Raw genomic sequence first — 20,742 nt, 5'->3', positions numbered from 1 at the left:
GCCTGCCCCCACACGCCACGCCTGTATGATCAGGCGTCCCCCAGATAGGATTTTATTGTTTCGATGAAGCGCGGCACCGAAATCGGCTTGGATATATAGGCTTCGCAGCCGCCCTGCCTGATGCGTTCCTCATCGCCCTTCATCGCGAAAGCCGTGACCGCGATGACCGGAATATGACGCAGCTCCTCGTCATCCTTGAGCCATTTCGTTACTTCCAGCCCCGAAACCTCCGGAAGCTGAATATCCATCAGGATCAGATCGGGGCGATGCTCGCGGGCGAGATCCAGCGCTTCAAGCCCGCTCCGCGTCCTGATCGTCTCATATCCGCTGGCTTCGATAAGATCGCGGAACAACTTCATATTGAGTTCGTTGTCCTCGACGATCATCACTCTTTTGGTCATCGAATATTCCTGGCCCGTATTTTCCGCTTTCCGGCGCATTATAAATTACTGCATTCAGTTTAAGCGCATTTAATTGACGAAAGGCAAATATTCCGTTGTCGTGAGCGATACGCACCACTACACACCGGTCATGTTCAGGCAGAAAACGGAGAAAAGCCCATGAAGCCATCCATGAGCCAGGCCGATGCGGAAAACCTTGCCGTTGCCGGATTGGCATGGCTTGCACAGGACAAGGACCTGCTGGAGCGTTTTCTTGCCCTCACCGGCATCGAGGCATCATCGATTCGTGCAGCCGCCCGCGAGCCGGGCTTTCTGGCCGGAGTGCTGCAATTTTATCTCGGCCATGAGCCGACATTGCTGCGCTTTTGCGAAGAAACCGGGCATGAACCGGCAGCGATTGAAAAAGCCGCCATCCTCTTGCCCGGTGGGGCCGACCATCATCTTTAGGGCGCACCCCGAAAAAATAAAGCCCGCCAGAGGGCGGGCTTCATGAATATGCTGCACTTTATGCTCAGGCAGCGCTTGGACCGGGATCATTGTCCTTATCATCGTCAGCGCTCGGTCGCTTGGCAGCAAAGGCAACCACGTTTCCGGCTTCGGCTTCCTGCGCCACGGTATCGGCCTTCGAAACGCTGAGCACATTGAGTTCGTGCAATTTGCCATCGCGCGCCGTCCATGAGATGGACTGACCCGGCATGAGGCCGATGAGTGCGGTGCCGATTGGCGTGAGGATCGAGACCTTGCCCTGGGCTATATCCGCTTCACCCGGATAGACGAGCGTGACGCGGCGTTCCTGCCCGTCATTGGAGCGAAATTCGACGATCGAGCCCATGTGCACGACGTTTTCGGGCAATTTCCTGGCGGGCACGACCTTTGCACGGTCAAGCTCCAGCATCAGCTCTTCGGCAATCTCCTCCAGTTTTTCGGAGACGTTGCCAGCCAGCCCCATCAGGCGTTCATAATCAGTCTCACTGACCACGATATTCGGCTTCTTGCGATTCTTTACGCTCATAGCGATAGCTCACTGCTGTTTTAATAATAAGAGCCTTCGCAACCGTTCCGGCCCGAAGCACTTGATTGAATTTTAGGTGAAAGCGCTTTTTTAAACTTCCGCTTGAAACAAACGGCAACCTTTCCCCCGGAGTCCTCTGCGCTTGGCAGGACTCGAGGGATTCTATCCCGTGATCGGTTGGACCCGATGGAGTATGGATGCGAAACGGTTGTTCATATCATAAGACTTGGTGAAATCCTGGCCAATGTCAAGTGTGCAGAGGACAGTTAGCGTCCGCACTGGTAATATTATCCAGATTTGATGCTATAAGAAATGTTCCGTTTATGTTCATAAGATGGCGCCCTTACCATGGCCGATAAACTCGCCGCACACAATTCGCAGCAGGGCTTTTGTCGCGACTGTCTTGCATTGCAGAAAACGCAGGAACAGAGGCGTTGCCGCACCTGCGGCAGCCCGCGTCTGGCGCGCCATGCGGAGCTCTACGCCTTGTCGCTCGCGCATGTGGATTGCGATGCATTTTATGCCTCAGTCGAAAAGCGCGATAATCCTGAATTGCGCGACAAGCCGCTGATTATTGGCGGCGGCAAGCGTGGGGTCGTGTCCACCGCGTGCTATCTTGCCCGTATCCATGGTGTGCGGTCCGCAATGCCGATGTTCAAGGCGCTCGATGCCTGCCCGCAAGCCGTGGTCATCAAGCCGGATATGGAAAAATATGCCCGCGTGGCGCGCGAGGTAAGGCAGTTGATGCACGAGCTTACGCCTCTGGTCGAGCCTGTCTCCATCGACGAGGCGTTCATGGATTTGCGCGGCACCGAAAAGCTGCATCGTGCGCCGCCCGCAATCGTGATGGCCCGCTTTGCGCAGCGTGTCGAAAAGGAGATCGGCATCACCATCTCCATCGGCTTGTCCTATTGCAAATATCTGGCCAAGATGGCCTCCGATCTGGAAAAGCCGCGCGGTTTTTCGGTTATTGGTCAGGCGGAAGCGCTCGATTTTCTGCGCGACAAGCCGGTGGGCATGATCTGGGGCGTCGGAAAGTCCTTCAATGCCCGGTTGGAAAGCGACGGCATACGCACGATCGGGCAGCTTCAAGCCATGGATGAAGGCGCGCTGATGAAAGCCTATGGCACGATGGGGCAGCGGCTTTATCGCCTCGCGCGCGGCCAGGACAGCCGCAAGGTCGAGCCTGACCACGACATGAAAAGCATATCTGCCGAAACCACATTCAACACCGATCTGTCGCAAGCAGATGATCTGGTGCCGGTGCTTCGCGCCTTATCCGAGAAGGTTTCGCATCGGCTCAAGGCCGGCGCCATAGCCGGGCGGACTGTCGTTCTCAAGCTCAAGACGAAAGACTTCAAACTGCGCACCCGAAATCGTCAATTGTCCGACCCGACGCAACTCGCCGACCGGATTTTTCGCACCGGCCTTCAATTGCTGGAAAAAGAACTCGACGGCACCCGGTTCCGGCTGCTGGGAATCGGCGTCAGCGAATTATCATCTGCCGAGCGCGCGGACCCGCCTGATCTGGTCGATGCCCATGCGACCAAACGGGCGGTCGCTGAAATTGCAATTGACCGGCTGCGCAGCAAATTTGGCAATCATGCGGTGGAAACGGGCTACACTTTCTCGAAAGGCAATCTCGCACAAACCCAGACGCCTACGGATCGCGACCCGGATGCTTAAATCAGGATGGCGAGCAGAGCACAAATGGAGGCAGTTTTGTGTAATGGGCAGCAAAGCTGTGAAACAATGGAGAAAAGCCTTTTGATCACGGGTAACGTCTTGACGAAGCGTGCCGGGATCAATAAGGAACAGCCCAAGAGAGATGCCAGATTGATTTGGCGCATCTCTGACGGATGGCCTCGTGGCGGAGTGGTTACGCAGAGGACTGCAAATCCTTGCACGCCGGTTCGATTCCGGCCGAGGCCTCCAATAATTTATCCAACAAATACAAATAGTTGTAACGAACGGGCCTCATATTTCGGCCCTAATTCATGTCGCGGTCTGTTACAGATAGACTCTCTGCAATTACAACTAGTTACAATGATCTCTGGCTGATCCGCGCAACATGGAATGCGACATGAAGCGTTAATTTGTTCTCCATTTGTTGCAACCCTCAAATCTTATTCAGTCCGCCTGCCACGATAAACGTCATCACAGCGGCCACCAATGCGCCGATAACCATCCAGTTGATTCGTGACAGCGTGGATTGAATATTCTTGTTTGAGCTTTCCAGCCCTGAAAACCGCGCATCAATCCGGGCTTCCATCGCTACCCACTTTTCATCATTACGGGCGCTGTCAATTTCCCGTTGTCTCTGCCATGTTTCGATTGTTGTGAGACGCTGGCTATTTGACTGTACGCTATGTTCCAGCCCGACGACGCGGGCGCGCAAATCGTTTTCGTGATCTGGCATTTCATTCATCCCCAGCAGCCCCGCCGTTTTCAGTGTAGCCAGAATCGCTTTCGTTTGCTGATATGCGCATGGGCTTTAATCCTCGTAGGGCGCTCTGTTGTGCTATCGCTTTATGCTTGCATTTTCATTTAATCGGTCTATATTGCTAGCATGAATAGCAAGCAGAAAAAGACACTCGCCGCCATATTCAAAGACCCGGTGTCCGGCACCATCGAATGGGCGGCTGTTGAAAGCCTTCTGCTTGCGGTTGGGTGTCAGGCCATCGAAGGCAACGGCTCTCGCGTCCGTTTTGAGATGAACGGCGAGATAGAAAGCTTTCACCGCCCGCACCCTGCTAAAGAAGCGAAACGGTATCAGGTCCGCGCTGCCCGCGCCTTTCTGATTAGGTTAGGAGTTGAGCCATGAGTAATGTCATGACCTACAAGGGTTATTCTGCCCGTATCGAATATGACGATGAGGACGGTATTCTTTTCGGCCAGATCGCAGGCATTCGCGATGGAGTTGGCTTTCACGCCGATAGCGTCGATGAACTTCGTTCCGCCTTTCATGAAGCCGTAGAAGACTACCTTGAAACTTGCGCCAAAGTTGGCAAAGAGCCTCAAAAGCCATATTCCGGCAAGATGATGTTTCGTGTCAGCCCAGACGTTCATCGAAAGGCAGCAATCGCCGCTGAGCTTTCCGGCAAGAGCCTTAATCAATGGGCCGAAGAAGCCCTTGATAAAGCTGCTGGGAATATAGCCGCCTAACCGATTACCACTGAAAGAAAGAAGCCATGACCAGCATACTCCCCCCGGTCCATCCCGGTGAAATCCTTCGTGAAGAATACCTAGCTCCTCTTGGTATGAGCGCCGGTGCACTCGCCAAGCATCTGAATGTGCCACGGACCCGTATTAAGCCCCCGAAACAGAGAGAGAAGGAACCGGACGGCGATAACGGACAGCGCCGACAGCGCCGCTCGTGCCATCTTCCTCGAACTGAGCGCCGGGGATGGTGACAACGGTGGCGGACTGTGCAGCGCCGGTCCAAGTGCCATCTGCGGTGTTGAAGCGGGCCTTTGCGCCCTTGGTGACGTTAGCTCCGAGAAGAACACCGATCATACCGGATTCGCAGATACCGACATTATCGTACTGCCCGTACGTGTCACCCGGACGCGGGAGAACGACGCTCGCCTCAGTAATGCCGAGAACATTTCGGCCATTAGTAGCATCCATCGCCACGCAGGTATGTACGCCGGTTACCTGTCCATAAGCATGTATACAGGATTACGGGTATCGGATCTGGCCTTGCTTGGCCCACAGCACAGGAAGATCGATGAATTCCGTCTGCGCTTATTTAAGAACCGGAACAGAACGCCGGTTGATATAGTGATACCAATCCACCCAATCCTACTTGCCGTACTCGACCAGCAAACAATCACGGGCCTTACCTACTTGCAGACTGAATTCGGAAAGCCTTTTTCGGTGAAGGGCCTTGGAAACAGAATATCAGACTGGTTTCGCCAAGCAGGATTACCTCACCTAACGTCTCATTCTGTCCGCAAAGGGCTGGCAACGGATCAGGCCCACAATGAGGCAACGGACAACATGCTAGAGGCTATGTTCGGCTGGAGAGATGCTAAAACCTCAAAAGTCTATACCCGAAATGCGGAGCGCGCCCGATTGGCAAGAAGCGCCGTTGCAAAGATCAATTGGGATGGTGTAGGACATAAATTATTGGCCTCCGGTGAACCAGAATAGGTGTGGCACGGTGTGGCAGAGGCCTTTGATATTTAAAGATAACTGTTGAAGCGAAGTGTGGCAATTCCCCACCCCAAGCAATTGAGAACACTTATTAAGTTCCTTCCGGCCGAGGCCTCCAAGCTTTTTTTCTCATCAATCAGTTTTGTTTCTATTAGAGCCTTTCCTGCGAAAGCGTGAAACGCCTTTGTGGTGCCTCGACAGTTTTGCGATAGAAATGCCATGTGGCGTGGCCAAGTACAGGTATCACAATCGCCAGCCCGACCAGAAATGTCGCAAATCCCACCACCAGCAAGGCAACGACTATCGCAGCCCATAGCAGGCACTCTACCGGGTTGCGGAAGAACACCCGCACTGATGTCTGGATTGCAACGGCAGCTCCCACGTCCCGGTCAAGCAACAATGGAAAAGCGACAATCGTCGTGCAAAGCGTGAACAATGCAAAGCCGAGGCCGATGGCATTGCCCGTCCAGAACAATTGCTGTCCCTGCGGTGTGTTTGCAAGCTGATCCAGCAATGCCGACAGCGAAGCAGGCGGAACGGGGCCGAACAGGTGGACATAAAGGGCTTGCGCCACGACCAGCCAGGCGATGAAAACGGCGACCAGCAAAGCGCCGATTGCCAGAATGGATGGAACCGATGGTGAATGCCACACTTCGAAAGCATGGCTCCAGGATGTGTCCTCGTTCATTTCGCGCCGCCGGCTGATTTCATACAGACCAATGGCGGCAAATGGACCGATGAGCGCAAATCCCGACATCAGCGGAAACAGCAAGGGCAGCCCGTTTGCATTTGTACTCCAATAGGTAATAAGCAGCCCGGCCAGCGGATAGATCAGGCACAGGAATACGTAATGTGAGGGCTTTGCCCAAAAATCCTCAAACCCTTCGCTCAGTGCGGCCAGTACATCACGAGGATGAATTCTCCTTACATTCGGATATTCGGCTATCGGCTCACTTCCAGCGAATACATGAAATTGATTCATGGCAACTTCCTCCGTTGCATCGCGGCTCTCAACATGATCTGACGATATATAAGTCGACAGGTGAGGCCCGTATCATCCGTCAACTATACATCCATCGACGAAAATTGACCAGACGAGGCGCTCATGCGCCCAAAACCGTCTTGGTTATTTCGCTGATCGAATATGGCGAGCAACGGTCGGACGGGACAAGAACTCGTCTGCCATTTCGTTGGCCACGGGAAGAAACCGAAAAAATTCCCATGTTTTCCATGCCGTCGCGTTCGGTTGACACGGCCGCTGCTCTTGGCAGTTAAACGGTGCGATATAAATTTTGTTCCCCCGTTTGAGAAAATGCGCATAAGCGCGCCGTATGAAGGGTTTATTTCCGTTTTTAAACAATGGCTTGCCAAATAAAAACGTTCTTCACAGACAGCTTTTCACATTCCTGTGTCTTCCAAGTTTAAAGTTGCGGTCCAGCTTACGACTATATACATACTCGTCTGTATGTTACCCAAAGCCGCTCCCGTGGAGATTGAAGACTAATGAATTTCAGATATACCGCACTCTTTCTTGCTGGCGTCGTCCTCCTTGCCGGTTGCCAGAAAGAAGATCAATCCCAGGCAGCGCAAACACCCCCGCCAGTGGCTGTCGGGGTCGTAACGGTTACGCCTTCCACCTTGCCTATCACCAATCAATTGCCCGGGCGCATAGCGCCCACGCGCCTTGCCGAAGTTCGTCCACGGGTTTCCGGTATCGTTATCGAGCGCGTATTCGAGCAAGGCTCACAAGTGGAAAAGGGCGACGTGCTCTATCGCATCGATCCCCGCCCGTTTGAGGTAAGGGTCGATAGCGCGGAAGCAACCTTGCGCCGCGCCCAGGCTGCACTGCTTCAGGCCAACCAGAATGCGCACAGGCAGGAGCAGCTCCGTAAATCGAATGTTTCCTCGCAGCAGGGCTTTGATAATGCCATCGCCGAACAGGCCATGGCGGAAGCGGAAGTCGCAGCTGCCGAAGCGGGTCTTGCAGAGGCGCGCCTCAATCTGGATTATTCGCAGGTCACTGCCCCAATCAGCGGACGTATCGGGCGCGCGCTGATTACAGAGGGCGCACTGGTTAGTTCCAGCAGTTCCGAAAACCTCGCCACCATCCAGCAGCTCGATCCGATTTATGCCGACTTCACCCAGCCGGTCAATGAACTGATCCGCCTTCGCAAGGCGTTGCAGGACGGCCAGTTGATGACCGGTCCCAATGAGGCGGAAGTGCAATTGTTGTTCGATGATGGCAGCGCATATCCGCATATTGGCCGTTTGCTGTTTTCCGAGGCGGCTGTGGATGCCAGCACCGGACAGGTGACATTGCGCGGCGAATTCCCCAACCCTGACGGCGATCTGCTGCCGGGCATGTATGTTCGCGTTCTCATCGAACAGGGCATCGAAACCGCAGCCATCGCCATTCCGCAACAGGCGGTCCAGCGCGACGCCAGCGGCGCAGCGCGTCTGCTGGTCGTCAATGACGACAACGCGGTCGAGCAGCGTCAGGTCATTCTCGGTCGCAATGTTGGAGACCGCGTCGTTGTCACGCAAGGGTTGAAAGAGGGCGAGCGCGTGGTCGCCGAAGGCTTCCAGAAGACCGCGCCCGGAGCGACCGTCGATCCCCAGCCGTGGAAACCGGATCAACTGACGGAAAACGATCCCGCTGCCTCCGAGGCCACCGAAGCTGCGACTGCTAAGTAAGGCGGATAATTCATGGCACAGTTTTTTATCACCAGGCCGATCTTTGCCTGGGTCGTAGCGATTTTCATCATGATTGCCGGAGTTCTCGCAATCCCGATGCTTCCTGTCGCGCAATATCCAAACGTGGCGCCGCCGCAAATATCGATCTATACGACCTATGCGGGCGCATCTCCCGAGGATGTCTATCAGAGCGTCACCTCGCCGATCGAGCAGGAACTCAACAGCGTCGACGGCCTGATCTATTTTGAATCGACTTCAAATGCCACCGGTCTGGTCCAGATCAACGCAACCTTCGAACCGGGGACGGATTCCGCCAAGGCATCCATTGACGTGCAGAATGCCGTGCGCCGCGTGGAAGCGCGCCTGCCGCAAGTCGTCAAGCAGCAGGGCGTTCAGGTTCAGGAGGCCGGCAGCAGCTTCCTGATGATGGTCGCGCTGATCTCCGAGGACGGCAATCTCGACGCCGTTGGGCTGGGCGACTATCTCAATCGTAACGTTCTGGGCGAAATCCAGCGTATTGACGGCGTCGGCCGCGCGCAGGTTTTCGCAAGCCAGCGCGCCATGCGCATCTGGATCGACCCCGACAAGATGGTGGGGCTTAATCTTTCTGCCGCCGACATCAGCAACGCGATTGCCTCGCAGAACGCGCAGGTGGCGGCTGGCCGTATCGGCGCGCGCCCCAACCCGATCAACCAGCAAATATCGGCAACCGTACTGGTGAAGGGCCAGCTCACATCGCCCGAGGAATTCGGAGCGATCGTGCTGCGCGCCAACCCGGATGGTTCTTCCGTGCGCCTGCGCGACGTAGCGCGCATCGAAGTGGGTGCGGAAACCTACAACTTCTCGACAAGAATCAACGGCAAGCCCGCCGCCGCCATCGGTATCCAGCTTTCCCCATCGGGCAATGCAATGGAAACTGCTTCTGCCGTGCGCGCGAAAATGGCGGAACTGGCGACATTCTTCCCCGCCGGTCTGGAATATCAGATTCCTTATGACACCTCGCCTTTCGTCGCGGTTTCCATCGAGAAGGTCATTCACACGCTCATCGAAGCCATGCTTCTCGTGTTCGTGGTGATGTTCATCTTCCTTCAGAATTTCCGCTACACGATCATCCCGTCGCTGGTGGTTCCGGTCGCCTTGCTGGGAACCTGCGCGGTCATGTATGCCAGCGGCTTCTCCATCAACGTGCTCACGATGTTTGCCATGGTGCTCGCCATCGGCATTCTGGTCGACGACGCGATTGTCGTGGTGGAAAATGTCGAGCGCATCATGGCCGAGGAAGGTCTCTCGCCGCGCGACGCGACCCGCAAGGCGATGGGGCAGATTTCCGGTGCGATCGTCGGCATCACTCTGGTGCTGACCGCCGTCTTCATCCCCATGGCCTTCTTCCCCGGCGCTGTTGGCATTATCTATCAGCAGTTCAGCCTGACGATGGTCGTCTCCATCCTGTTCTCCGGTTTTCTGGCGCTGTCGCTTACCCCGGCGCTATGCGCAAGCTTCCTCAAGCCGATCGCTCCCGGACACCACGAGAAGAAGGGGTTCTTCGGCTGGTTCAACCGCCGTTTCGAGGCAGGCACCAGAAAATACTCCAATGGCGTCGACTGGGTTGTACGTCGCGCAGGCCGCTTCATGTTGATCTATGTCGTGCTCGTCGGCGGTCTGGCCTATCTCTTCATGGGCTTGCCCTCCTCCTTCCTGCCGAACGAAGATCAGGGCTTTATCATCGTCGATATGCAAACCCCGGCGGAATCGAGCACGAACCGGACCGACGCGGTCATGGAAGAAGTGGATCAAATCTTCGCTGAGGAACCCGCCGTCGACAACCGCACCCTTATCAATGGGTTCAGCTTCTCCGGTTTCGGTGACAATGCGGGCCTCGCCTTCATTACCCTGAAGGACTGGAGCGAACGTGACGCCGACAATTCGGCGCAGGCGCTGGCGCAGCGGGTAAATGGAAAGCTCTTTCAAATCCGCGATGCCATAGCCTTCGCGCTTTCGCCTCCGCCTATTCAGGGCCTTGGCAATGCCGGCGGCTTCAGCTTCCGTCTTCAGGACCGCTCAGGCGCGGGACAAACCGCCCTTGCACTGGCAACCGACCAGTTCATGGCGGCTGCGGCACAAAGCCCTGTCCTGACGGGCATGCGCATCGAAGGCATGCCCGCTGGCGCGCAGCTGATTATCAATATCGACCGTGAAAAGGCGAATACGTTCGGCGTGACTTTCGCCAGCATCAATTCGACGATTTCCGGCAATCTCGGCTCGGCCTATATCAACGACTTCCCCAATGCGGGACGCATGCAGCGCGTGACCATTCAGGCCGATGAGAACAATCGTATGTCTGCGGACGATATTCTCGAACTCAATGTGCCCAATGCAAATAACGGCATGGTGCCGCTGCGCGCCTTTGCCAATGTGGAGTGGACCAAGGGGCCATTGCAGGTCGTCGGTTACAACGGCTATCCGGCTGTCCGTATCAGCGGCAACTCGGCTCCGGGTTATTCTTCCGGCGCGGCGATTGCAGAAATGGAACGGCTCGCCGCCAACTTGCCGGACGGCTTCGGCTATGAATGGTCCGGCCAGTCCCTGCAGGAAATCCAGTCCGGCAATCAGGCGCCCTTCCTCATGGGCCTGACGGTCCTGTTCATTTTCCTTTTGCTGGCAGCCCTTTATGAAAGCTGGTCCATCCCGCTTTCGGTCATGCTCGTGGTTCCGCTCGGCATCATCGGCGCGGTTCTCGCCGTCATGATGCGCGACATGCCCAACGACGTCTATTTCAAGGTCGGCATGATCACGATTATCGGGCTATCGGCGAAAAATGCGATCCTGATCGTCGAATTCGCCAAGGATCTCTATGCCGACGGAATGTCGCTTCTCGATGCCACGGTCGAAGCCTGCAAACTGCGCTTCCGCCCCATCCTGATGACATCGCTTGCTTTCAGCCTCGGTGTCGTTCCGCTTGCCATCGCAAGCGGCGCAAGCGCCGCAAGCCAGAACGCCATCGGCACCGGTGTTCTGGGTGGGATGATTTCGGCAACGGTCTTTGCGGTTTATTTCGTTCCGGTATTCTTTGTCTTTATAATGAAGCTTGTACGCGGAAAGGAAGAATCCGTGGCGGTGAATCATAAAGAGGAAGTGAGCAATGCGGCGAACGAAAGCTGAAGCTGCGGAAACGCGGGAGGCCATTCTTTGCTGCGCGGAACTGATTTTCTTCAAAAAGGGGCTGGCTCATACCACCCTTGAGGAGATCGCAAAAGCCGCAGGCGTGACCAGAGGTGCCATTTACTGGCACTTCCAGAACAAGACCGATATTTTTCTGGAATTGTTCGACAAGGTCCGCCAGCCTCAACAAACCATTATCGATCTGGACGCATTGGATAGCGCGGAAGCAGACGCGCTATCCTTTCTCGAAAAAATCTCATGCAACTGGCTGGATGCGCTTGTTGCCGACGAGCAGCACCAGCGTTTGCTGACAATCCTGCTTCGTAACAATCTTGCGGATGATTTCGCAGAAATACAGGCCGCCAAAGCTGCCCTCGAAGACGAGCAGATCGGCATTCTGACCGCTGTCCTGGAACGCGCCGAGGCACAAAGAATCCTCGATCCTGCCTGGTCGGTTCACTCTGCCGCAACGGCATTTCGCTGGTTGATGAAAGGCATGTCCTGGGAATGGCTGCTTTCCATGCATGCTTTCGATCTTCCAACGGAAGGAAAAAAAGCGGTGCGAACCTTTCTGAAGACTCTCAGAAAGCCATAAGATCATTGTGCAAAAAATGCATAAAATAAAAATTAAAAGCGGTTCCCGTTTAAACAGGAACCGCTTTAACGGGACTACATCGCCCCATTCAAGATAGAAACGCGCTCCCGCGCAAGCAGCCGCTATAAGCGCCTGCGCGGGAAACCCTGTTATCAGCCTTCGCCCATGCCTTCGGCAGGCTTGGGTGCGCTGCCCGCACGGACCTTGTCTTCAATGCGCTGGCCAACGTCGGCGTCGACATTCTTCCAATATTGAATGGCGTTGCTCAATACCGGCTCACGCACACCGCCAAGCAGGCTGCCTGCGACCGTATCAACCAATGCCGCACGCTGCGCATCGTTGAATACTTCGCGCACCAGAGCGCCGGGCTGACCAAAATCGTCGTCATCGCTGCGCAATACATAGGCGCTGCGGACCATCTCGCCATCCGCTTCCCATCCATCCGCAACCGGCCCGGTTTCATCCGCCCACGGGCGGCCATGGCTGTTTGGCGCATAGACCGGAGCATTGCCGGTATGGTGATAGGTCATATGACCATCGAACATATAGGTGTTTACAGGCACCTTGGGCTGGTTCACCGGCAATTGATGGAAGTTGGTGCCGATGCGGTTGCGCTGGGCGTCATTATAGGCAAAAGCACGGCCAAGCAGCATCTTGTCAGGCGACAAGCCGATGCCGGGGACCGTATTGCCGGGCGAGAAGGCCGCCTGTTCGATCTGCGCGAAGAAGTTCTCCGGATTACGGTTGAGCGTCATCTTGCCAACCCGGATCAGCGGATAATCCTTGTGCGGCCAGGTCTTGGTGAGATCGAACGGATTGAAACGGTAAGCCTTGGCTTCCGCATAAGGCATGATCTGCACCGAAAGTATCCAGCTTGGATGCTCGCCACGCTCGATGGCGTCGAACAGATCACGGCGATGGAAATCCGCATCCGCACCGGCCATGTTGGCAGCTTCTTCATTGCTGAAGAATTTCATGCCCTGTTCGGTATGGAAGTGATACTTGACCCAGAATTTCTCGCCGGCTTCATTGATCCACATATAGGTATGCGAACCATAGCCGTTCATGTGGCGCCAGGTGCGGGGCAAACCGCGTTCGCCCATCAGATAGGTGACCTGATGCGCGCTTTCAGGATTGTTCGTCCAGAAATCCCACTGCATATGGTTGTCGCGCAGACCTGAATCGGGCAGACGCTTCTGGCTGCGGATGAAATGCGGGAACTTCATCGGATCGCGCACGAAGAAGATCGGCGTATTGTTGCCGACCAGATCGTAATTGCCTTCGCTGGTATAGAATTTAAGCGAGAAGCCGCGCACGTCGCGCCAGGTATCGGGGCTGCCCATTTCACCGGCAACCGTCGAGAAACGCGCCAGCATTTCCGTGGAAGCGCCCTTCTGGAACAGTGCTGCCTTGGTATAGGCCGAGACATCCTCAGTGGTTTCGAAGACGCCGAATGCGCCCGCGCCCTTTGCGTGAGGCTGGCGCTCAGGAACTTTCTCGCGGTTAAAATGCGCCATCTGCTCAAGGAAATGAACGTCGTGCAGCACGATGGGGCCGTCGGAACCGATCGTCAGGGAATTGCGATCACTTGGAGCCGGAGCACCGGCTCCCGTCGTGGAAGCGGCGAGTTGAGGCTTGGTTTGGTCTGACATAGGTATCTCCTTAGGACACATGAAGCATCGCTGATGCGACAGACATTCCGTGTCCGTCGCAAATGAGCTTTGCTTGCCAATGCTCAAATTTGATGGCGATCGTAAAAGAACGATCATTGGACCTAATAACAACTCTCCAGCCGGAAGCGTCAAGCCAAACTTTAATGAAATGAATGTGATGTATAAAATGCCGCGGAAGCCGCAGCCATTCTATCATGTCTGGCGCAGCAATTCATACGAAAAAGAGAACACGGCGTGAAAGCCGACAGTCGCTTGTCCGATTATATGTCTGTGGAGCGGTTCTTGTATATACGGAATCGCATGAACCGTGAATCGATGATCACATCGTATCAAGACCGGGATAACCGGGCGCCCATTTACAAAATGAGCGCCCGATCTTCTGGCTTAGAGCGCGGGGAACGCACCGCGTTTGGTTCCAAACCATTTTTCCTGCAAGGCGGGCAATTTGCCGTTCATCACATTTGCGAAGATGAATGTATTCACCCATTGCAGCAGGTTATGCTCGCCCATCGTCACGCCGACATGCGCTGGCGACTGACGGATTTCAAAGACCGGAGCAACCTGAATCTCGGGCCGGTCCTTGCGCAGGTTGGAGATGATGGCGCTGTTTTCAGCAAACATATCTGCCTGTCCCGCAACATAAGCAGCCATCGCCCCCGGCACGTCGTCAAAACGTGCAAGCTTGGTGCCCGACGGAACATTATCGGTCAGCCACAGATCCAGCGTGGTTCCGCGCGCAACCGCAATCGTATGGCCGTCGAGAACCGAAACGTCTTCCGAGAATCCTATATCGGGCGATCCGAAAACGCCGAGCTGCACGGCGGTATAGGGCTGGGAAAACATGATCTGCTGGGCGCGCTCGGAGGTCGCTCCCATGGCAGCGATGATAATATCGGTCTGGTCGGACAGAAGATTGGGAATTCTGTTCGTACCCGTAACCTGAACGATTTCGAGATCGACGGAAAGTTCCTGCGCCAGAAGTTCTGCGACTTCCACATCAAGACCCGTAGGCTTGCCTTCCGCATCGGTCATGCCCCATGGGGGTACGTCGAGCAGAATTCCCACGCGGATTTTCCCATTGCCGAGAATATCCTGCAACTTATCCGCCTGTGCCGCTGCCGGCACAAGCAGGGTGGCCGCGACGGCCATTGAAGCCAAGAAAGCTTTAATTCCCATTGTGTTCTCCCTTTTTAGATTAAACGGTTACTTTTGCGAAGTGCGGATGAAGGCCTGCAATTCCGGCGTCTGCGGATTGCCGAAAACCTGATCGGGATGGCCCTCCTCCCAAATCCGGCCCTGATGCATGAACACCACCTTGTTTGCCACATTGCGGGCGAAGGCCATTTCATGCGTGACGAGCACCATGGTCATGCCCTGACGCGCCATGTCCTCCATGACCTTGAGCACTTCACCCACCAGCTCGGGATCGAGCGCCGAAGTGACCTCGTCAAAGAGCATCAGCTCGGGCGCCATTGCGAGGCAGCGGGCGATAGCCACACGCTGCTGCTGCCCGCCGGAAAGCTGCTCCGGCCAGGCCTCGATCTTTTCAAGAAGCCCGACCTTGGCCAGACAGGCTTCGGCCAGCGCGCGTGCCTCCGGCTTGGACACCTTGCCCGTCAGGATCGGCGCCAGCGTCACATTCTTCAGCACGTTCATATGCGGAAACAGGTTGAACTGCTGGAACACGATGCCGACGCGCTGGCGATATTCGCGCAGGCCCGACATCTTGGCGCTGATTGGCTGCCCGGCGACGGTAATCGTACCGCCCTGGGTTTCTTCAAGCCCGTTGATGCAGCGCAGCAATGTGGATTTACCTGAGCCTGAGCGGCCTATGAGGGCGACTATATCGCCCTTTTCGACGATGAGCGATACATCCTTGAGCACTTCGAGAGTGCCAAAGGATTTGCGCAGGTTCTTGATCTCAACGAGCGCCATGCAGACGTGTCTCCAGTTTACGCGACAAAAACGTCAGCGGGGAACAGATAGCGAAATAAATCGCTGCGATGGTGATATAGACAGGAAGCGGTTGCAGCGTGGCTGCGGCGGACAACTGCCCGGCGCGCGTCAGCTCGATGAAGCCGACGACGGCTGCAAGCGACGTTCCCTTGATCAGCTGCACCAGAAAACCGACACTGGCCGGAAGTGCGACCTTGAGCGCCTGTGGTGCGATAATATAGGCGAATTGCTGCCACGAGCTCAGCCCCAGACAGGCTGCGGCTTCCCATTGGGTCTTTTTGACGGCTTCGATACCGCCGCGCCAGATTTCGCCGAGGAACACCGCCGTATAGACCGTGAAGGCCGCCGTTACCGCAAGAAGCGGCGGAAGGCGCACGCCCAGAAAGACCGGCAATCCGAAATAGACGAACATGAGCAGCGCCAGCAGTGGCACGCCCTGCATGACCTGAAGCACCAGAGCCGAGAACCAGCGCAGCGGCGCAAATCGCGACACGCGCATCATGGCAAAGCCCAGCGCAAGCGGCCCGCCGATTATCAGGGCCAATATGACCAGCAGAACGGTATACTGGAAGGCGACTGCCAGAGAGATGAGATCGATTAAACCCAGAGGACGCATTGTTCTCTCCTCAGCGTGCTATGGGCCAGCGGAAAGCCAGCTTTCCGATGACGAAAAAGAGCAGACGAAAAGCCATGACCATCGCGACGTAGATGCCCGAAATCAAGGCATAGACTTCGAAGCTCCGGAAGGTACGGCTGTCGACATAAGCGGCAGTGTGGAACAATTCCTCGGTCGAAATGAACGACGCGATCGATGTTCCCAGCAGCAGCAGGATGAACTGGCTGGTGAGCGAGGGATAGATATTGCGCAAGGCAGGCAGGAGCACGACGTGGACGAACACCTGCAGGCTCGTCAACCCGAGGCAATGGCCCGCTTCTATCTGCGCCTTGGGAATCGAATTGAGACCCGAGCGCACAATTTCCGCGACAAAAGCCGCAAAATAAAGCGTCAGCGCCACCACCGATGCCTCGAAGGGCGGCAGGCGCAGCCCGATCTGCGGCATGATGAAGAAGATGATGAATATCTGCAGGACCGGGGGCGTATTGCGGATCACCTCAATATAGGCCCGGATCAGAAAAGTGACATAGCGATTGCCGCGCCCCAGCAAAAGCGCGCAAACAAGGCCGATCAGCAGCCCTGCCGCACCCGCCATGAGCGCAAGCTTCAATGTCACGAAGATGCCTTCGATGAAGGTGTCCTCATAGCGCCATAAGGGGCGGAAATTCAAAGAAGCCATAAGCCTATCCGAAATGCATCGGCAAAGCATCGACCACCTTGCCCCCGGGCCCGGTCACGAACAACCAGGACCAGCGGTCAAGAGCAGTGCATGGATGCGATATGCCAAAACCAAAAATATCGCCAACCTCGACATCTGCATCCGCAGAAAGCCTGAGGAAGGCATGTTGATCGTTGAGCTTGACCACCTCGGCCCCTTCGGGAACCGGCAGGGCGTTGCCGTCACGATAACGCGACACGGGCACGGGCAGGCCCTGGTCAAAGGAAACGTCCCTCATGCCCATGCCGCAAATGGCAAGACCCGGTTCCGGCCTTGAGAGAACCTCGGCATAGGCAAGCAGAGCCGGCCTGAACGCCTCGCGCGCCGGCCCTATCCCCGCAGGCGCAAAGCCGCCGCGTTGATCAAGATTTGCAAGCCCTCGCGCATAAACGCCGTGATCGTAGAAAAAGATTGCGCCCGAACGCAGGACCAGATCGGCATTGCCGTCCGCACTCACCGTTGGCCCGAGATCTTCGATCACCAGATCGAAAAAGCTCGACCCGCCCGAAGAAAGCATAAGGCGATCTTCCGGCTGCAATGCGCGCAATTGCGCGAAAGCCTCAGCAGCGAAAGCATGAAGTTCAGCAATCGCCTTTCGCGTCATCACCAGATCGCCGCTCGCCGACGCGCCTTCATAGGCAGCAATGCCGACGGCACGCAGATCAGGATAATCCGCAAGCTTTTCCAAGATGGCCAAAACTGTGGCGCGATCGCGCGCGCCCGCACGGCCTCCGCCGACTTCGATGAGAAAATCGATCCGCCGTCCAGCGGTCGCGGCAACCTCGGCTGCCGTCGCCAGTGCAGCGAGGCTGTCGACATAAAGAATGACCTGCGCCGCAGGGTGCTGCGCGAGAAGCCGCCCCAACCGGGCGCCGCTTGCCCGACCGCCAATCTGATTGGCCAGAATGAGGCGGTCGAAACCATGCCCCAGCATGACTGCCGCCTGACGAATATCGGCAACCGTCAACGCCACGGCGCCACGCTCCAGCAGATCACGCGCCAGCTCGGGCGACATCGGCGTCTTTGCATGGGGCGCGATTCTGGCGCCAACCGCATGCAGGTAGGAGAACATGGCCGTGCAGTTTTGCTCCCACGCCGAACGGTCGAATGTCAGCAGCGGCAATTGCGCGGAACCGTCACGCGGATCGATACCGACGCTCGCAATATCGGCGACGCAAACAGCGGCATGATCAGATGGAAATCCACGGATTTCGCCGTTTATCAAATTCTTCGCCATGCGTTTGTCATTCCTCACTCCTCCATCCGCGTCTCATTCAGCTCTTCGCGCAAATAATGCTTTCACACCGCTGATGATAACGTTAACATAATGTGGGCCTAATCGCTCAACGACGTCAAGTAGAATCATGAGCGCAGTGCAAAATTTTGTTAGTTGGGAGCAGACCATAATGATTTCTTTGGACGATATCCGCGCCGCGGCACAGCGGATCAAGCCTTATGTGCGGCGGACACCCCTTCTCGCCGCCGATCAGCTAAAATCGCCTGTTACCGGTGGTGAACTGGCGTTGAAACTTGAATGCCTTCAGGTTTCCGGCTCGTTCAAGGCCCGGGGCGCTGCCAATCGCGTCATGTCGCTGTCGCCCGAGCAGCGCGCGCACGGGCTGGTTGCGGCTTCAGGCGGCAATCACGGACTGGCCGTGGCGCGCTGCGGCCACATTGCCAAGGTGCCCGTAACGATCTTTCTGCCCGAATCGGTTGCCGCAGAAAAAGTAGTGAAAATGCAGGCATGGGGCGCGAAAACCGTTATCGGCGGCGCTGATTTCGACCATTGCAACGCGCTTGCCCGCGATCTGGCCGAAAAGGACAATGCAACCTATGTGCATCCTTTTGCCGACCCTTATGTAGTCGCAGGTCAGGGAACCGTCGCGCTTGAAATATTCGAAGACCGCCCCGAAACAGAGACCGTCATCATCGCCGCAGGCGGCGGCGGCTTCGTGACCGGTGCCGGAACAGCGTTCAAGGCGCTTAATCCCAATATCAAGGTCGTGGTGGTTGAGCCGTTCGGTTCCCCGACATTGCATGATTCGGCTACGGCAGGCGAAGTTGTCACCCTCCCTCGTATCACGAGCGCAATTCCAACCATGTCCTGTCGCCGGACGGATGATGCCCTTTTTGCACAGGCGCGCAAGGTGATCGATGAATATGTGCTGATCGAAGATGCGCATATGAGCGAAGCCGCAAAATGGCTTTGGTTTGAAATGGGCATTGCGGCAGATCCCGCCGGAGCAGCCGCCGTCGCAGCCCTTCTCTCGGGCGCCTACAAGGCGCAGCAGGGAGAGAAAATCACCGTCGCCGTTTGCGGCGCCGGCTTGCCCTCATAAGGCACTTTCATTTAAAGCGCCTGCAAGAAGATAATTTGATAAAACAATGATTTAAAGGGCGGTTTCTGTGATTTCAACGACACAGAAACCGCCCCCCCCTTACATCGGCAACGGAACGCGCCTTATAGCGGCGCTTCCAGATCATGAGCCAGATCGACAAGCATTTTTGCAGCTTGGACAATAGGCTCGATTTCCGCAAATTCATCCAGGGCATGCGCCTTATCGATACTGCCCGGTCCGAAGATAATGGTCGGAATTCCACCAATATCCACCATTTTCGTCGCATCCGAGCCATAGGGAACCCCGATCGACTCGGCTTCGACCCCGTAAGCAGCGCAAATCCTGCCCATACGGGTCACGATCTCGCTCGTTTCCGGGTTATCCATGGCCGACGAATTCACGAAAGGCGCTTCCACCGTAACCGTCGCGCCGGGAAACTCCGATGCGGCGGCTTCCGCCGCGGCTTTGAACGCGGCATGCACTTCCAGTCCCGGCTCGGATGGCAGGAAGCGGTAATCAAAACGCATACGGCACGCTGCGGGAACCGTATTCGGGCCGACGCCCGCTTCAATCGCCGTGCAGGTCAGCGTTGCCGGGCCCAGCAGCGGATGCACGTTCGCCCGGCGCTGCATTTCAGCATCATAAAGCTCAAGAATACGGCGCGCGATGGTGATGCCGTTAATGCCCTCTTCCGGCTTGCCGGTATGGGCATTCCTGCCCTCGACATTCACCCACCAGCGCACGGTCCCCTTGCAGGCCCGCACGACCCGCAGCGATGTCGGCTCCCCGGCCACGCCCAGATCATAATGATCTTTCCTGGCCAGATGATGCACTATGCCGCGAAAGCTGAATTCTTCATCCATGGCAGCGAGAAAATCGACATCCGCCTGCGGCGGCGAAGCCTTGAGCGCACGCATGGCCAGCATGAAAGCCACGACGCTTGCCCCATCATCGACTGCACCGCGTCCATAAAGCCTGTCGCCCTCCAGTCGCGGTGTAAAAGGATCCGCCATGCCGGTAACCTGCACCGTATCCAGATGCCCTTCCCAGAGCATTTTCTTCGCACCGCTGCGGCCTTTGACACGGGCGAGCAGGTTTGGCCGTCCCGGTTCGACTGCTTCCATGCTGCAATCGATATTGGCTGCTTCCAGCCACTCGCAGAGCACTTCCGCAACCGCTTCTTCGCCGAAATAGGTCGATTCAGTGTCATTTTCGGTGCGGAATGCAGGGTTGATTGAAGGCACCCTGATAAAGCTCGACAACAGGGAAATTGCTTCTTCCCGATTGATCCCGGCATATTTATTCATGATTTGCATCTTTCGATTGTGATAACGTTAACATTCTAACGCCAGATGAGAACTCGGTTTTATCTTTCAGCGATCCTTGCTTGAAGAAGGCCTCGCTCCGGCATCAGCCGGGAA

The 20,742-nt window shown here is 56.2% G+C and carries 21 protein-coding genes, 1 tRNA gene and 1 pseudogene; 11 read left to right on the top strand and 12 right to left on the bottom strand.

Annotated features, from left to right (window positions below; all coding sequences use genetic code 11):
- Positions 1–29: 29 nt before the first annotated feature.
- Complete coding sequence (locus DKP76_RS05450; RefSeq protein WP_109705849.1) at positions 30–401, bottom strand: response regulator; 372 nt, start codon at positions 399–401, stop codon at positions 30–32.
- A gap of 159 nt (positions 402–560) precedes the next feature.
- Here DKP76_RS05450 and DKP76_RS05445 point away from each other — a divergent pair, with 159 nt between their 5' ends.
- Positions 561–848: a DUF3572 domain-containing protein gene (locus tag DKP76_RS05445; protein WP_109705436.1), complete on the top strand. Its 288-nt coding sequence runs from the start codon at positions 561–563 to the stop codon at positions 846–848.
- A gap of 64 nt (positions 849–912) precedes the next feature.
- Here DKP76_RS05445 and rnk read toward each other — a convergent pair whose 3' ends face one another.
- Complete coding sequence (gene rnk, locus DKP76_RS05440; protein ID WP_109705435.1) at positions 913–1,413, bottom strand: nucleoside diphosphate kinase regulator; 501 nt, start codon at positions 1,411–1,413, stop codon at positions 913–915.
- Positions 1,414–1,761: 348 nt separating this feature from the next.
- Between rnk and DKP76_RS05435 the strand changes: the two genes are divergently transcribed.
- Complete coding sequence (locus DKP76_RS05435) at positions 1,762–3,099, top strand: DNA polymerase IV (RefSeq protein ID WP_109705434.1); 1,338 nt, start codon at positions 1,762–1,764, stop codon at positions 3,097–3,099.
- A 175-nt stretch (positions 3,100–3,274) separates the two neighbouring features.
- Positions 3,275–3,348: transfer RNA gene (locus tag DKP76_RS05430), tRNA-Cys, on the top strand.
- Positions 3,349–3,532: 184 nt separating this feature from the next.
- Here DKP76_RS05430 and DKP76_RS05425 read toward each other — a convergent pair.
- Positions 3,533–3,832 (bottom strand): hypothetical protein, encoded by a 300-nt coding sequence (locus DKP76_RS05425; protein ID WP_146198905.1) that lies wholly within the window; start codon positions 3,830–3,832, stop codon positions 3,533–3,535.
- Between the two features lie 150 nt (positions 3,833–3,982).
- Between DKP76_RS05425 and DKP76_RS05420 the strand changes: the two genes are divergently transcribed.
- The 3 genes and pseudogenes from DKP76_RS05420 to DKP76_RS19585 all read left to right on the top strand — a co-directional run.
- Positions 3,983–4,237 (top strand): type II toxin-antitoxin system HicA family toxin, encoded by a 255-nt coding sequence (locus DKP76_RS05420; RefSeq protein ID WP_109705432.1) that lies wholly within the window; start codon positions 3,983–3,985, stop codon positions 4,235–4,237.
- Entirely contained in the window at positions 4,234–4,578 is a 345-nt protein-coding gene (locus DKP76_RS05415; protein WP_109705431.1) for a type II toxin-antitoxin system HicB family antitoxin, read from the top strand. The genes DKP76_RS05420 and DKP76_RS05415 overlap by 4 nt, the downstream gene beginning before the upstream one ends.
- Before the next feature lie 26 nt (positions 4,579–4,604).
- Positions 4,605–4,727: pseudogene (locus tag DKP76_RS19585) on the top strand (helix-turn-helix transcriptional regulator); the annotation flags it as partial.
- Here the strand turns inward: DKP76_RS19585 and DKP76_RS19810 are convergent.
- Positions 4,723–5,043: a structural cement protein Gp24 gene (locus tag DKP76_RS19810; protein ID WP_199224754.1), complete on the bottom strand. Its 321-nt coding sequence runs from the start codon at positions 5,041–5,043 to the stop codon at positions 4,723–4,725. The pseudogene DKP76_RS19585 and the gene DKP76_RS19810 overlap by 5 nt on opposite strands.
- Before the next feature lie 12 nt (positions 5,044–5,055).
- On the opposite strand from DKP76_RS19810, the gene DKP76_RS19805 reads away from it, so the two are divergent.
- Positions 5,056–5,568, top strand: a complete 513-nt coding sequence (locus tag DKP76_RS19805; RefSeq protein ID WP_158279418.1) for a tyrosine-type recombinase/integrase — start codon at positions 5,056–5,058, stop codon at positions 5,566–5,568.
- Positions 5,569–5,722: 154 nt separating this feature from the next.
- Here DKP76_RS19805 and DKP76_RS05400 read toward each other — a convergent pair whose 3' ends face one another.
- Positions 5,723–6,553, bottom strand: coding sequence for a DUF2189 domain-containing protein (locus tag DKP76_RS05400; protein WP_109705429.1), 831 nt, complete (start codon positions 6,551–6,553; stop codon positions 5,723–5,725).
- 521 nt (positions 6,554–7,074) lie between these two features.
- Here DKP76_RS05400 and DKP76_RS05395 point away from each other — a divergent pair.
- The 3 genes from DKP76_RS05395 to DKP76_RS05385 are packed head-to-tail and all read left to right on the top strand — an operon-like array spanning position 7,075 to position 12,019.
- Positions 7,075–8,265 (top strand): efflux RND transporter periplasmic adaptor subunit, encoded by a 1,191-nt coding sequence (locus DKP76_RS05395; protein WP_109705428.1) that lies wholly within the window; start codon positions 7,075–7,077, stop codon positions 8,263–8,265.
- A 12-nt stretch (positions 8,266–8,277) separates the two neighbouring features.
- Entirely contained in the window at positions 8,278–11,424 is a 3,147-nt protein-coding gene (locus DKP76_RS05390) for an efflux RND transporter permease subunit (protein WP_109705427.1), read from the top strand.
- The gene (locus DKP76_RS05385) at positions 11,405–12,019 is read left to right on the top strand and encodes a TetR family transcriptional regulator (protein WP_109705426.1); all 615 of its coding nucleotides are present in this window, start codon (positions 11,405–11,407) and stop codon (positions 12,017–12,019) included. The genes DKP76_RS05390 and DKP76_RS05385 overlap by 20 nt, the downstream gene beginning before the upstream one ends.
- Positions 12,020–12,171: 152 nt before the next feature.
- Here DKP76_RS05385 and DKP76_RS05380 read toward each other — a convergent pair whose 3' ends face one another.
- The 6 genes from DKP76_RS05380 to DKP76_RS05355 all read right to left on the bottom strand — a co-directional run bounded on the left by DKP76_RS05380 (position 12,172) and on the right by DKP76_RS05355 (position 18,219).
- Complete coding sequence (locus DKP76_RS05380) at positions 12,172–13,671, bottom strand: catalase (protein ID WP_109705425.1); 1,500 nt, start codon at positions 13,669–13,671, stop codon at positions 12,172–12,174.
- A 405-nt stretch (positions 13,672–14,076) separates the two neighbouring features.
- On the bottom strand, positions 14,077–14,868 hold the full coding sequence (locus DKP76_RS05375; protein WP_109705424.1) for a transporter substrate-binding domain-containing protein: 792 nt from the start codon (positions 14,866–14,868) through the stop codon (positions 14,077–14,079).
- 27 nt (positions 14,869–14,895) lie between these two features.
- Positions 14,896–15,627, bottom strand: a complete 732-nt coding sequence (locus tag DKP76_RS05370) for an amino acid ABC transporter ATP-binding protein (RefSeq protein WP_109705423.1) — start codon at positions 15,625–15,627, stop codon at positions 14,896–14,898.
- Complete coding sequence (locus tag DKP76_RS05365; RefSeq protein ID WP_109705422.1) at positions 15,614–16,264, bottom strand: amino acid ABC transporter permease; 651 nt, start codon at positions 16,262–16,264, stop codon at positions 15,614–15,616. Before DKP76_RS05365 ends, DKP76_RS05370 begins: the two co-directional genes overlap by 14 nt.
- A gap of 10 nt (positions 16,265–16,274) precedes the next feature.
- Positions 16,275–16,943 (bottom strand): amino acid ABC transporter permease, encoded by a 669-nt coding sequence (locus DKP76_RS05360; RefSeq protein WP_109705421.1) that lies wholly within the window; start codon positions 16,941–16,943, stop codon positions 16,275–16,277.
- Positions 16,944–16,947: 4 nt separating this feature from the next.
- Entirely contained in the window at positions 16,948–18,219 is a 1,272-nt protein-coding gene (locus DKP76_RS05355; RefSeq protein ID WP_109705420.1) for an alanine racemase, read from the bottom strand.
- 169 nt (positions 18,220–18,388) lie between these two features.
- Here DKP76_RS05355 and DKP76_RS05350 point away from each other — a divergent pair, with 169 nt between their 5' ends.
- Complete coding sequence (locus DKP76_RS05350) at positions 18,389–19,321, top strand: threonine ammonia-lyase (protein WP_109705419.1); 933 nt, start codon at positions 18,389–18,391, stop codon at positions 19,319–19,321.
- A gap of 122 nt (positions 19,322–19,443) precedes the next feature.
- Here the strand turns inward: DKP76_RS05350 and DKP76_RS05345 are convergent, their stop codons facing one another.
- Positions 19,444–20,628 carry a M20 family metallopeptidase gene (locus DKP76_RS05345; RefSeq protein WP_158279417.1) on the bottom strand — a complete coding sequence of 395 codons (1,185 nt, stop codon included), beginning with the start codon at positions 20,626–20,628 and terminating at the stop codon, positions 19,444–19,446.
- Positions 20,629–20,742: the final 114 nt, after the last annotated feature.

Source organism: Falsochrobactrum shanghaiense, from assembly GCF_003149535.1.
In the GTDB taxonomy this organism is placed as follows: Bacteria; Pseudomonadota; Alphaproteobacteria; order Rhizobiales; family Rhizobiaceae; genus Brucella; species Brucella shanghaiense.
This window is presented reverse-complemented; position numbering and strand designations above follow the sequence as displayed.